Source organism: Roseococcus sp. YIM B11640 (genome assembly GCF_049727625.1).
Lineage (GTDB): Bacteria > Pseudomonadota > Alphaproteobacteria > Acetobacterales > Acetobacteraceae > Roseococcus.
Map to the genome: position 1 here is coordinate 574,113 of NZ_JBBJOZ010000001.1, position 12,509 is coordinate 586,621.

General features: G+C 69.9%; 11 protein-coding genes. All 11 read right to left on the minus strand.

The features are described from left to right. Positions 1 to 43: 43 nt before the first annotated feature. The gene (locus WJM96_RS02900; protein ID WP_424810918.1) at positions 44 to 1,654 is read right to left on the minus strand and encodes a tetratricopeptide repeat protein; all 1,611 of its coding nucleotides are present in this window, start codon (positions 1,652 to 1,654) and stop codon (positions 44 to 46) included. 76 nt (positions 1,655 to 1,730) lie between these two features. Further along, positions 1,731 to 1,868 (minus strand): hypothetical protein, encoded by a 138-nt coding sequence (locus tag WJM96_RS02905; protein WP_424810919.1) that lies wholly within the window; start codon positions 1,866 to 1,868, stop codon positions 1,731 to 1,733. Between the two features lie 131 nt (positions 1,869 to 1,999). Beyond that, entirely contained in the window at positions 2,000 to 4,489 is a 2,490-nt protein-coding gene (gene ligD / locus WJM96_RS02910) for a DNA ligase D (RefSeq protein ID WP_424810920.1), read from the minus strand. Beyond that, complete coding sequence (locus WJM96_RS02915) at positions 4,489 to 5,397, minus strand: Ku protein (protein ID WP_424810921.1); 909 nt, start codon at positions 5,395 to 5,397, stop codon at positions 4,489 to 4,491. Before WJM96_RS02915 ends, ligD begins: the two co-directional genes overlap by 1 nt. 79 nt (positions 5,398 to 5,476) lie before the next feature. After that, positions 5,477 to 6,217 (minus strand): LOG family protein, encoded by a 741-nt coding sequence (locus WJM96_RS02920; protein WP_424810922.1) that lies wholly within the window; start codon positions 6,215 to 6,217, stop codon positions 5,477 to 5,479. Positions 6,218 to 6,378: 161 nt separating this feature from the next. After that, on the minus strand, positions 6,379 to 7,056 hold the full coding sequence (locus WJM96_RS02925) for a DUF4198 domain-containing protein (protein WP_424810923.1): 678 nt from the start codon (positions 7,054 to 7,056) through the stop codon (positions 6,379 to 6,381). After that, positions 7,053 to 7,391: a DUF3325 domain-containing protein gene (locus WJM96_RS02930; protein WP_424811814.1), complete on the minus strand. Its 339-nt coding sequence runs from the start codon at positions 7,389 to 7,391 to the stop codon at positions 7,053 to 7,055. The genes WJM96_RS02925 and WJM96_RS02930 overlap by 4 nt, the downstream gene beginning before the upstream one ends. Beyond that, positions 7,391 to 8,971 carry a PepSY-associated TM helix domain-containing protein gene (locus WJM96_RS02935; RefSeq protein WP_424810924.1) on the minus strand — a complete coding sequence of 527 codons (1,581 nt, stop codon included), beginning with the start codon at positions 8,969 to 8,971 and terminating at the stop codon, positions 7,391 to 7,393. The genes WJM96_RS02930 and WJM96_RS02935 overlap by 1 nt, the downstream gene beginning before the upstream one ends. Beyond that, positions 8,968 to 9,297 carry a DUF3649 domain-containing protein gene (locus tag WJM96_RS02940; RefSeq protein ID WP_424810925.1) on the minus strand — a complete coding sequence of 110 codons (330 nt, stop codon included), beginning with the start codon at positions 9,295 to 9,297 and terminating at the stop codon, positions 8,968 to 8,970. Before WJM96_RS02940 ends, WJM96_RS02935 begins: the two co-directional genes overlap by 4 nt. Then, complete coding sequence (locus tag WJM96_RS02945; protein ID WP_424810926.1) at positions 9,291 to 11,465, minus strand: TonB-dependent siderophore receptor; 2,175 nt, start codon at positions 11,463 to 11,465, stop codon at positions 9,291 to 9,293. Before WJM96_RS02945 ends, WJM96_RS02940 begins: the two co-directional genes overlap by 7 nt. 377 nt (positions 11,466 to 11,842) lie before the next feature. Further along, positions 11,843 to 12,478 (minus strand): FMN-binding negative transcriptional regulator, encoded by a 636-nt coding sequence (locus WJM96_RS02950; RefSeq protein WP_424810927.1) that lies wholly within the window; start codon positions 12,476 to 12,478, stop codon positions 11,843 to 11,845. Positions 12,479 to 12,509: the final 31 nt, after the last annotated feature.

Sequence of the window (12,509 nt, forward strand, 5' to 3'; positions counted from 1 at the left end):
CGCGGTCGGGCGCCGGGCGCCGCCTCCGGCGGCTTGGCTCGCGCTATCGCGCCAGATAGGCGCGCGCGGCGATCAGCTCCGCGCGCCGCCCATCCGCCTGTCCCGCCACATCGACCAGCGCGGCATAGTGGCGCCGCGCTTCGTCGGGCTGGCCCGCAGCCTCCGCGGCGCGCGCGGCGCCGAGGATGGCGCGGAAGCGGCGCGGCTCGGTCACCTGCACGGCCACGAACTCCGTGAGCGCGCGCGCGGGCTCGCCGGCCTCCATCAGCGCCTCCGCATAGAGCTCGCGCGCCGGCGCCAGCGGGCCGGGCGTGACCACATGCTTGTCGGTGCGGCCCTCGCGCTCGGCCGCGCCGCGCAGCGTCGCCAGCCCGTCCTCGCGCTGGCCGGCGGCGAATTGCTGGACGCCCATGGCGGCCTCCCGCTGGATCGCCACCTGCTCCGACCAATAGGGATCGCGGGCCTGGAGCGCCTGCGCGATGCGGGCCAGCGCCTCGATATCCGGCGTCGCCTCCATCGGACGGCCGCTGCGCGAGAGGCCGATGGCGCGCGCGAAATGCGTCAGCGCCTCGGTATAGGCGAAGTTCGGCTCGGCCCGCGGCGTGAGGGTCGCGGCATCCGCCCAGTCGCCGCGCTCCAGCGCGAAGCGGGCGGGGATGGCGGCCATGGCGAAGGCATAGGCGTTGCGCGTAGGGCCCTCGAACCGCGCCGAGATCGCACGCTCCATCGCTTCGCGCGCCGCGCGGTCGCGGCCGGTCTGGAGATAGGCGTAGACCATGTAGTCATAGGCGTGGAGCGTATCGTCCGGCTCGCGGTTCCGCAGCGCGAGCTCGGCCGCGCGTCTGTTGCTCTCGACGGAATCCTCCCAGCGGCCGACGCGCGTGTAGATGTGCGACGGCATGTGCAGCGCGTGTGGCGCATCGGCGGCCAGCGTGCCGTAGCGATCGGCGGCGCGCACGCCGCGGCTGGCCAGCGCCGGGTAGTCGTAGAGGTGGATCAGGTAGTGGACGATGCCCGGATGCTCCGGCTGCAGCACCAGCTCGCGCTCCAGCATCGCGGCGCCGCGCAGCGGGTCGGCATAGCTGCGGTCGTTGGGCGAGGATGCGACGCCGAGCAGCAGCGCGTAGTGGATCATCGCTTCCTTGTCGTCCGGGAATCGCTCGTGCAGGCGGCCCATCGCGTCGCGATAGGCGGTGAGGCGTGCGCGATGCCCGGGCGGGTTGTCGCCCGCGAAGAGGACGGCCAGCGCCTCGATATAGGCGGCCTCGCGCGGGCTGCGGGTGCCGATCCGCTGCGCTTCTTCCAGCAGCGCCTTGCCCTGGCGCAGGTTCTGCGGCGAGGGCGGGCTGTAGGGGTTGGTGAGCAGCGTCAGCGCCTCGCCCCAATAGGCCATGGTGCAGCCCGGGTCCTGCTGGCGCACCTGGCGGAAGCTCTCCCCCGCCATCTGGTACCAGAAGGAGTGCTGCAGCAGCATCGCGTGGTTGAAGTCCGCCTGTGCGGCCGGGCTGCAGGTCACCGGGAAGTTCACGGTGCCGAGCGTGCGGTGCGGGCTGGGCGCCGCGGCCGTCTGGCCATGGGCGGGTGCGGCGGCGAGGCAGGCGAGCCCCATGCCGGTGGCGAGGACGATCCTCGCGATGTTCGGGTGACGCTTCATGGACCTCTCCCCACCGGGAGGCTCCATGGCCGGGCAACGCAGGCTGCCCGTCCGGGCCTCCTCGAGAGGCGGAGGCTTAGGGATTCGGACGGAGGGAAGTCAAGAAATCCTCGCGCGACGGATGGCGCGCGGCGGCTTCCGCGTCCAGCGCCGCCCGCAGCTCACGCGTCACCGCGGCGAGGCGCGCGATCGTTCCCGCGCGCTGTTCGTCCATGCCTTCCGCTTTCGGTCCAGGCCCGGCACCGCCGAGCCACCAGGTGGCTCCCATCTGGTCCTCCCGCCTTATGCTCACGGCTGCACAACCACAGGTTGATGGGGAATGTGCACCCTTCGGGGGTGCCCCTGTCAACGGATTGCTCTCTCCATCGCCGCCCGCAGCGAGCCCGCCATGGCCTCGAAGTCCTTCCAGGGGTCCTTGGGAACCGGCGAGTCCAGCAAAGCGGGCAGGCGAAGGCCGGCCGGGTCCAGCCCTGGCTTTACTTCCGACCACGCCACCGGATGGGCAACCGGCGCGCCAGGCCGGCCCCGCGGCGAGAAATTCGCGATGGCGGTCGAAAGCCGGTCGTTGCGGAGATAGTCGAGGAAGATCCGGCCCGTGCGGGCCTTCTTCGCCATGGTGGTCGTGTAGAGCTTCGGCGCGTCCTTCTCCATCAGCATGCAGACGAGGCGCGCGAACTGCTTGGCCTGGGGCCAGTCGGGCACCGCGCCGCGCTTCGGCACCGCGAGCGGCACGACGAGGTGCAGCCCCTTGCCGCCCGTCACGCGCGGAAAGGCCGTGAGGCCGTATCCCTTCAGCCGCTCGCGCAGCTCCAGCCCGCCCTTCACCACGGCGTCGAAGCCCAGCCCCTCGGCGGGGTCGAGGTCGAAGATCAGGCGGTCCGGCGTCTCGGGGCGGTCCGCCTTGGCGCCCCAGGGATGGATTTCCACCACCGAGACCTGGGCGAGCGCCGCCAGCCCGGCCGCGTCGTCGATCCGCATGTAGGGCTTGGGCTGCCCCTCCACCGGCACGGCACGGATCAGCGGCGACTGGCCCGGCATGGCGTGCCGCTGGAAGAAGAGCTGCTTCGTGATCCCGTCGGGCGCGCGCAGGACGGAGATGGGGCGGCCCGCGACCTCGGCCAGGATGCGGTCCGCGAGCTTCGCGTAATAGGCGCCGAGATCGCCCTTGGTGACTTCCGGCGTCGTCTCCGTCGCGGGCCAGAGGATCTTCTCGGGATGGGTCAGCGCCAGCGCGGGCTTGGCGCGCTTCGGGGCCTTGGGCTTGGGCGCGGCGGGCTCCGGCGGCGCGACCTGTTCCGGCGGCTTGTCCTCGCGCAGGCCCTGGAAGCTGGCGTGGCGCAGGATGCCTTCCTCGGTGAGCCCGCCATAGGCTACCTCGGCCACGAGCTTCGGCTCGGCCCAGAGCGCGTCGCTGGTGCGGGCGGGCTGGGCGCCGGCGAAGGGCGAGGTCTTGCGCTGCAGCGGCTTCAGCGCGGCGATGAGCTTGTCGCCCACGGCGCCTGAGAAGCCGGTCCCGACGCGGCCCATATAGGCGAGTTTGCCGTCGCGCATCGCGCCCATCAGCAGCGAGCCGAGCCCCTTGCCCGCGCCGCGCTTCTCCAGCGACCAGCCTCCGATGAGGAACTCGTCGCGACCGCGGCACTTGGCCTTGGTCCAGGTTCCGCCGCGCCCGGAGACATAGGGCGCGTCGGCACGCTTGGACACGATGCCCTCCATATGGAGGCGGCAAGCGTGGGAGAGCACCGCCTCGCCCGGCTGCGCGAAATGGTCGAGGTAGAGGATGGACTTCCCCTTCGCCGGCAGCAGCGCCTTCAGCGCGGCCTTTCGCGCCAGTTGCGGCTCGCGCCGGATATCCTTCGTGCCGTCGTGCATCAGGTCGAAGGCGTAGTAGATCAGCGGTGCCTTCCGCTCGCCGGAAAGCACCGCCTGGAGCAGGCCGAAGCTCGGCTGGTTGTCGGCATCCAGCGCCACCACCTCGCCGTCGATGATCGCATCGGGCAGGCCCGCCGCTTCCTTCGCGATGGTGGGAAAGCGCTGCGTCCAGTCGAGGCCGGTCCGCGTGCGGATCGCGGCCTTGCCCTTCTCCACGCGGAGCTGGAGGCGATAGCCGTCGAGCTTGAGCTCGTGGATCCAGTCCTGCCCGTCCGGCGGCGTGGAGACGAGCTGGCAGAGCTGCGGCGCGATGAAGCTGGGCATCGGTTCGGCGGCGGGCTTCTTCTTCTCGTCGCTCGTCCAGACTTCCTTTTTGCCCGGCGCCTTCTTCGCGATCTGATCCAGGGTCCGGCCGGTCTTCACCGAGGTCTGCGCCTTCAGCACCGCATCGCCCGCCCCCGGCGTCGCCATGCTGTCGCGCTCCTTGATGAGAAGCCAGTTGTGGCGCTTGGATTTCTCTCCGGGGCGGGGCTTCAGGCGCACCAGCACGAACCCGCCCTTCAGCCGCTCCCCGGCCAGGACGAATTTCAGCTCCCCCTTCGCGAGGTCTCGATCGACGGTCTTGGGATCCAGCGGCGCCCAGGACCCGTGGTCCCACAGCATCACGGTGCCGGCGCCGTATCCCGGCGCGGGGATGATCCCCTCGAAGCTGCCATAGTCCAGCGGATGGTCCTCGACCTCGACCGCGAGGCGCTTGTCGGCGGGGTCCATGGAGGGGCCGCGCGTCACGGCCCAGGATTTCAGCACGCCATCCCATTCCAGCCGGAAATCGTAGTGCAGCCGCGTGGCGTCGTGCTTCTGCACCACGAAGGCGAGGCGCTCTCCCGCCGCCGTGCCGCCTTGCGGCTCGGGGCTGCGCGAGAAATCGCGCTTGGCGCGGTAGCCGGAGAGCTTGTCGGCCATCAGCCCGCGCGGCGCCGCTTGGCAGGGGCCGCCTTCCGCGCCGGCGCCTTGGCTGGCGCCTTCTTCGCCGCGGGCTTCTTGGCGGCGGGCCGCGCCTTGGCCGCGGGCTTGCCGCGATCGTTCGCCGGACGGCCGCCCTGCTCCAGGCTCTTCCGCAAGGCCTCCATGAGGTCGATCACATTGTCGTCGCGCGGCGGGGGCGCGGTGACGCCGCCATCGCCGCCATCCTTCTTGCTCTCGATCAGCGCGCGTAGCGCGTCCTCATAGCGGTCGTTGAACTGGGTGGGATCGAAGGCGCCGGACTGCTGCTCGATGATCTTGTCGGCGATCTCGAGCATGCGCTTGTCGGGCTTGGCGTTGGGGATGCCCTCGAAGTATTCCTCCGCCTCGCGGATCTCGTCATGGCTGCGCAGCGTGGTCAGCAGCAGGCCCTTGCCCCGCGGCTCGATCGCCACCACGCGCTCGCGCGTGCCGATGACGACGCGCGCGATGGCGACCTTCGCGGAATCCTCCATCGCCGAGCGGATCACGGTGAAGGCGTCGATGCCCGCCTTGCCGTCAGGCGCCAGGTAATAGGGCGTATCCCACCAGATCCGGTCGATCTGCGTGGCATCCACGAAGCGCTCGATATCGATGGTGCGCGTGCTTTCGAGCCGGACCGACTTGATTTCCTCATTGGTGAGGAGGACGTACTGGTCCTTCTCGTACTCGAAGCCGCGCACCAGCTCCTTCCGCTCCACCTCGCCCGCCTCCGGATCGACGGTGACCTGGCGGATGCGGTTGCCCGTCTCCGGGTTGATCAGGTGGAAGTGGATGTCGCGGGCGTAGCTGGTGGCCGGGTAGAGCGAGACGGGGCAGGCGACCAGCGACAGCCGCAGATGGCCCTCCCAGGTGGGGCGCGACGCCATGGAATCCCTCCTCCTGAACCGGATGGGAACGCCTCTGCAGCATCGGCGGTTGCAGGCTTGGCCTACAAGGAAATTCGCGTCAGTCGTGCGCCTCCAGCCCGGCGGCGGCGAGCTTCGCCCAGGCTTCCTCGGCATTGCCGGCGAATGCGAAGACGCTCATGTCCTGCTCGCTGATCATGCCGTGCTCGATCAGCGCGTCGAAATTCACGACCGATCGCCAATAGGCCTCGTCCACCAGGACGATGGCGACGGGGGGCGCCTTGTCGGTGATGCGGAGGTTCAGGATCTCGAAGAGCTCGTCCAGCGTGCCGAAGCCGCCGGGGAAGACGACGAGCGCATTGGCCCGCATCGCCAGATGCATCTTCCGCATGGCGAAGTAGTGGAAGCGGAAGGTGAGCTCCGGCGTCGAATAGTCGTTGGGGAACTGCTCGTGCAGCAGGCCGATGTTGAAGCCGATATTGGGCGCGCCCACGTCGGCCGCGCCGCGGTTCGCGGCCTCCATGATGCCCGGACCGCCGCCGGTCGCGATGACGTTGTCGCGGATGCCTTCGGTCATCAGGCGCAGCGCGCCCCCGCGTTCCGAGGCGATGCGGCCGAAGGCGCGCGCCTGCTCGTAGAAGAAGGGCTGGCGGCCCGGCCCATCCTCCCGCACGCGGGCCGAGCCGAAGACCACGATGGTCGAGCGGATGCGCCAGTTCCGCAGCGCCTCCTCGGCCTTCGCGTATTCGAGCTGGAAGCGCACGCCGCGCATGGAATCCCCCAGGAGGAAATCCTGGTCCAGGGCGGGCAACCGATAGCTGGGAAGATTCGTGCGTTCCACGGTCAATGCGTCACTCCCGTTCACTGTCACTGAGGCTCGGGGGAGCATTCTGCATCATCGCGTGCGGGCGGGCGAACCGTGGCCCGCCTCCAGGGCGAGCCTGGCCAGGGAAGGGGCCCGAGGCTCTGCCCCGGGCCTGGAGTGCGGTCCGCTTGGAGGACCTAGTTGTTCCAGGCGATGCCCTGGGCCACCGTGAAGGACAGGGTGGACACCGTGCGGACGCGCGCATAGGCGCCATCGCCCTCGCCGCCCGGCGTGTTCTCGAGGTGGATCACCTCGGCCACGTAGCGGCCCGCCCAGGGCGTCTCGAAGGTGACGCGGCCCTGGGCGTCCGTGCGCAGCTTGCGCTCCCAGCGCGGCGGCGCGACGAGCGTGACTTCCGCGCGCGGCAGCGGCTGGCCGCGCAGCATCAGCGTGAACTCGTTGCCGTTCGCGGTGACGGGCACGAGCTCCAGATCCATGGCGGCGCGCGTCTCGCTGCGGCCCTCGCGCGCCAGCATGACGGGGCGCGTACGCTCCGGCGCGCGGCCGAAGGGCGGGAAGGAATTCGCGACCATCCGCACATCGCCCATGCCGGCGGGCAGCGTCACCGCGATGTGGTCCTCGGCGCGCGTCTCGGGCAGGGCATTGCCGTCGGGGCCGTTGATGCGGGCGCCGGTGATGCGGTCCAGCAGGCCGCCCGTCTTCTCGCGGACATTCTCGACGGGTTCGCCGAAATATATGCGCGCGGTGTTGCCGTCGCGCTCCAGCCAGATCTGGTGCGCGTTGGCCGAGAAGGCGAAGACCATCGCGGTCATCGCCGCCGCGGCGGCGATCATGGAGATCCGGAGGGTGATCATGGCATTCCTCTTGTGATGAACACGGCGATGCCGGCGAGTACCGGCAGGGTGGGCCCCAGCGCCGCGGCGAGCCGGGGCGCGTAGGGCAGGAGGTAGACGAGGCCGAGGGCCGCGGCGGTCAGCAGGCCGAACCAGCCGACGGAGCCCATGGCCCAGCCCCAGACCGAGACGCAGGGCCAGGCGGAAAGCGCGATCAGCGCCCAGCCCAGCACGCGCAGGGCAAGCACCCGGCGGGAGGAGGGCCTGCCGCCCACCACGTCGCGATAGTGCCGCTCCAGCGAAAGGCAGAGCGCGAGGAAGCCCGCATAGGCGAGCGACGTGCCGAGGAGCAGCATCACGCGGGCTCCACCTCGGCCGGGGCAGAGGCGGCCGGACGCGGCACGCGGGACTTGCGGACCGGCGCGGGCGCCTTGTCCCGCAGCCACAGCTTGCGCGCGATCGCGGCGAAGAGCAGGCCCAGGAAGACGAAGCCGAGGTCCATGCCCGCCATCACCACATCGCCGCGCAGCAGGCTTACGCCCAGGTGACGGCCAGTGGTGGCGAAGTTCACGAGGGGCAGGGCGAGCGCGGCGATGGCGGCGAGTGCGAAGACCTCGATCCAGGCGCGGCCGATGCGGCGGAACATGGCGTGGACGAGCGTGAGAACCCAGGCGGCGAAGAACACCTTCACCTCCCATTCCTGCCGGTCCTCGATGTGCAGCGGGAGGAGGCGGTTGGCGTGGAAGAAGGCGGCCATGGCGAAGGGCAGGCCCGCCACGGCGCCGACGTTCAGCGAATCCACCAGCCAGAGGCCGAAGGTACGGCGCTTCCGCGCCGTCTGCTTCTGCCGGATCTTCGCCGCCCAGAGCACGAGGCCGGTCGCCACCATGGCGCAGCCAGCGAGGCCGGAGAGGAAAAAGAGCGCGCGCATCACGGGCCTGGCGAAGCGGCCCTGATGCAGCCCATAGGTCACGCCGCGCGTCGCCGCCGCGGCGGATTCCATCGGCGTCGTGGAGATGTGCGCGCCCGTGACGCCGTTGAACACCATGGTCTGCGGATTGGCCGAGAGGCGGTCGCCATCGCCGCGGCTGACCTGCACGAGGGCATGGGCGTCGCCCGGCAGGTTCACGGTGATGCGGCCGATGCTTCCCCACTCGCGCAGCGCGGCGGCGACCATGGGGCCGGGATCGGCGAGCGGCGCGGCCTGGCGCGCGGGGCGCGGCGCGGGCATGGCGCCGATCGCCTCGTTGAAGAAGGCGCGCGTGTCGCCCTTGTACACGACCTGCGCCCCCCAGGGCATGGTCATCAGCATCAGCGTGATGAGGCCCGTGTAGGTGATCATCAGGTGGTAGGGCAGTGCCAGCACCGCGAAGGCGTTGTGCGCGTCCAGCCAGGAGCGTCCGGCCGCCTTGCCGGGGCGGAAGGTGAAGAAGTCGGCGAAGATGCGCCGGTGCGTGATGATGCCGCTGATGATGGCGACCAGCATCATCATGGCGCAGAAGCTCACGATCCAGCGGCCCCAGAGGGGCTGCATGTGGAGCTCGAAATGGAAGCGGTAGAAGAATTCGCCGCCGCGCGTGCCGCGCGCCTCCACCGGCTCGCCCGTCGCAGGGTCGAGCGTCGCGAAGTCGAAGCGCCGCTGGGTGCTGCCCTGCCGCCGGTAGAAGACGGTCACGCCCGGGTCGCGCTCGTCCGGCATGCCGATGAACCAGGTGGGCGATCCCGCGCCGATCCGCTGCAGGGTCGCGAAGGTGAGCTGGGCCGTGCGCTCGAGCGACTGTTCGGACGCCTGCAACTCGGGCCGCATGTATTGCGAGATCTCGTTGCGGAAATACGTCGCGGTGCCGGTCGCGAAGACGGCGAAGAGGATCCAGCCGACCAGCAGGCCGGACCAGGTGTGCAGCCAGGCCATGGACTGGCGGAAGCCGTTCTTCACGCGGAAATCCCCCGCGTGGCGAGCCAGGCGGCGGCGGCCATCGCGATCAGTGGCACGAGGAGGCCGAGCCAGGCGCGCCAGGCGCTGGAGGCGGCGAAGACCCAGATGACCGCGCCGGCATAGATGGCGAAGCTCGCCAGCATGCCGGTCACGACCGCGTCGGCCCGGGTCATGGGCAGGAAGAGCGCCATGCAGATCGCGGCGAGCGACGCCAGACCATAGCCCCCGAGAATGGCGGCTATGGTCCGGGAGAGCACGCCCGGCCAGCGCCACTGGCGCATGTTGCGCCAGCGCAGGCCCTCGGCGATGGCGCCCGCGCTTACCACCGGTAGGCCAGCGTCGCGTAGATGCTGCGGCCGATGCCGTAGGCGCAGTTGGCGCCGCCGCTGCAGGCCGCGACATAGTACTCGTCGCCGAGGTTCGTGGCGTTGAGCTGCAGGCGCCAGTTCTTGTAGTCGGCGCGCGCCATGGCATCGACCAGGGTGTAGCTCGGCACGTGGTAGATCGAGCCGGTGCTGTTGTTGCCGAGCGTGTTCCCGACATAGCGAACGCCGCTGCCGAAGCCGAAGCTCAGGTCGTCGTTCACGCGCCAGGTGTAGTCGGCCCAGAGCGAGGCGAAGTGGTTGGGCGCCGCGACCGGGCGGTTGCCGCGCGTCAGGTTGTTCGCCTGCGTGATCTCCGGCTCCTGATAGGTCACGGCGCCGATGACGTTCAGGCCGGGCATCAGGTTCATCGTGGCCTCGAGCTCCAGCCCGCGCACGCGCACCTCGCCCGACTGGATGTTGTAGCCGGTGTAGACCGGGTCGGCCGTCGAGACGTTGGTCTGCCGCAGGTCGTAGGCGGCGGCCGTGACGAAGCTGTTCATGCCGCGCGGCTGGAACTTGATGCCGATCTCGACCTGCTCGCCGCGCGTCGGCTCGAAGGTGCCGCCGCCGCGCTGCGGCGCGTAGGTGCCGGTCGAAGGATTGAACGACGTCGCGTAGCTGACATAGGGCGAGATGCCGATGGGCGCGGCGTAGAGCAGGCCGACGCGGCCGGTGAAGGCGCTATCCTCCAGGTTGCTCTTGGCGCCGGTCAGATTGTTGCGCGTGTCGACCGAGGCATAGTCCTGCCGGCCGGTCAGCGTCAGCTGCCAGTTGCCCCAGCGGATCTGGTCCTGCGCGTAGAGTCCGAGCTGGTTCAGGAACTGGTTGTTGTTGGTGACGCTGAGCGTCGTGCCGCCGACGCGGTAGAGCGAGGGCCGCATGATCGGCACGCCATAGGTCGGCGTGAAGAAGTCGAGGCCCGGCCCCGTGCCGGTGGCGGTGCGGTTCGCGTTGAACTGCCAGCGATAGTCGAGGCCCGCGAGCACGGTGTGCTGCAGCGGCCCCGTGCCGAAGCGGAACTCCGCCTGGTTGTCGACCGAGATGTTGTTGAAGGCGGACTGCACATTGCCCACGCCGCGGACCACGGCACGCCGGTCCGTGATCGAGGCCGCGGCGGGGTAGATCGAGAGATAGTCGAGCGACTGGTAGGTGTAGCGCATGTTCTGGCGCAGCGTGATGTTGTCCGCCGGCCGGTGCTCCAGCATGTAGCCGAGCGTGGCCTGGCGCCGGTAGAACTTGTCGAAATCCGGATCGCCCGTGTTGAGGCTGCGCGAGATGCGGCCGTTCGGGTTGTAGAGCACGGTGCCGCGCGGCGGCAGGAACTGCGCCGAGGATCCCGTGTCGTCGTAGAGCAGGCTGCCCAGCAGCGTCAGCGAGGTCTGCGCGTTCGGCTGCCAGCGCACGGACGGCGCGATGTAGTAGCGGTTGTTCAGGACATTGTCGGCCTGGGTGTCGCTGTTGCGGACCAGGCCGTTCATGCGCCAGCGGATCGTCCCGTCGGCATTGACGGCGCCGCCCAGGTCGAAGGCGCCCTGCAGCCGGTTGAAGCTGCCGGTCTGGCCCGTGACGGTGTTCCGCATCTCGGCATTGGGCGTGCGGCTGATGCCGTTGACGATGCCGCCCGGCCCACCCTGGCCGTAGAGGCCGGAATTGGCGCCGCGCAGCACCTCGATGCGCTCCATGCCCCAGGGCTCGATCCGCAGCGCGCCGTAACCGCTGGAGGCGGGGGCGCGCAGGCCGTCGAGATAGACGTCGGCCGCGAAGCCGCGGATCGTGAAATACTCGCCGCGCGTGTCCTCGCCGTACTGCTCCATGTGCGTGCCGGCGGAATAGCGGAACGCCTGGCCGAGCGACTGGACGTTCTGCGTGTCCATGCGGTCGCGCGTGATGACCGAGACGGATTGCGGCGTCTCGAGCAGCGAGGTGTCGGTCTTGGTGCCGGAGAGGGCGGTGGGGGCGATGTAGCCGGTGACCGGGCCGCGCGCCGTGCCTTGGGCTCCCTCGACGCTCAGCAGCGGCAGCTCGACGGAAGAGGCACCCTCAGCAGGCTGCGCCTGGGCTGCGGTGGCGAAAGCCATCAGCGCGACGGCGGGAAGCCATGCGGCGTGGCGGAAAGGGATGTCGGTCATAGCTCGCCTCGTCAGTCAGGCAGGCTGTCCTGCCCTGGCGGCTTATTGCAACTGACTCGCAATGTCATCAAGAGCTATACTGCATGAAAGTTACCGGCGCGGCAAAAATAACACAGGTATTTCAGTGGGATGTGGGGAGCGGGGGACGCGCGCGGGGCGCCGGGCCGAAGGCCGGCCTTGGAGCGGACAAGGGCCGGGGATCTCTTCGAGCGACGCGGTCACGTCTAGCGGCAGTCACCGCGCGCCCTACGTCGGGATGGGCCTCTGCGAGATCCCCGGCTAAGTCCGACCGGAAGACCCCTCAGCCCCCGGCCCGCCTTAAATGCGACTAATTCGCATTTGCGGCAAGAGGAAAAATGTGGGGCCGCGAAAATTTTTCAGTAGGGCAGGTGCGGCCGGGCCTCACGCATCCGGCGCGCGATCTCGAGGCCGTTCGGTTCGCCCCGCGCCTCCAGCATCCGCACGATGGCGAGGTGGTCCTCGTCGGGCTTGAGCTGGTTGTGCTTCCGCTGCCCCTCGACGCGCGCCACCGCGATCTCGATGGAGACGATGCCGGCCAGCATCGCCTCGCGCTTGCCCGGCTCCATGGTGGCGAGGCCCCAGGGCGGCTTGGGCGGCACCCGCGCCTCCGCCACCGCGAGCAGCGCGTCGCCATGCCCGCGATTGGCCGCGAGTTCCAGCCGCCGCGCGGGGCCGGTCAGGTGCACGGCCTCGTAGAGCCAGGTGGAGACGTTGTCCGCCCGCGCGTACCAGTCGTTGGAGATGTAGGTGTCCGGCCCGTTGGCGACGAGCAGGAACTCCCGCGCGCCATCGGCCAGCGCGGCGAGGGGATTCAGGCGGGTGACGTGGAACTGCACGACCGGCGACGCGCCGTCGCGCCGCAGGACGAACGGAACCTGCGAGCCGATGGGCCGCTCGCCGTCGAAGCAGGTGACGAGGCCGAAGCCCCGCCTTGCCGCGAAGTCGAGGGCCTCTTCCGGCGGGATGGCGAATTCGGGCTGCAGGAGGTGCATCCCGAATCGCTACAGGCAAAACCTCCGGGAG

Coding starts and splice junctions, on each gene's coding strand:
- WJM96_RS02900 (WP_424810918.1), bottom strand. CDS start 1,654: ATGAAGCGTCACCCGAACATCGCGAGGATCGTCCTCGCCACCGGCATG.
- WJM96_RS02905 (WP_424810919.1), bottom strand. CDS start 1,868: ATGGACGAACAGCGCGCGGGAACGATCGCGCGCCTCGCCGCGGTGACG.
- ligD (WP_424810920.1), bottom strand. CDS start 4,489: ATGGCCGACAAGCTCTCCGGCTACCGCGCCAAGCGCGATTTCTCGCGC.
- WJM96_RS02915 (WP_424810921.1), bottom strand. CDS start 5,397: ATGGCGTCGCGCCCCACCTGGGAGGGCCATCTGCGGCTGTCGCTGGTC.
- WJM96_RS02925 (WP_424810923.1), bottom strand. CDS start 7,056: ATGATCACCCTCCGGATCTCCATGATCGCCGCCGCGGCGGCGATGACC.
- WJM96_RS02930 (WP_424811814.1), bottom strand. CDS start 7,391: ATGCTGCTCCTCGGCACGTCGCTCGCCTATGCGGGCTTCCTCGCGCTC.
- WJM96_RS02945 (WP_424810926.1), bottom strand. CDS start 11,465: ATGACCGACATCCCTTTCCGCCACGCCGCATGGCTTCCCGCCGTCGCG.
- WJM96_RS02950 (WP_424810927.1), bottom strand. CDS start 12,478: ATGCACCTCCTGCAGCCCGAATTCGCCATCCCGCCGGAAGAGGCCCTC.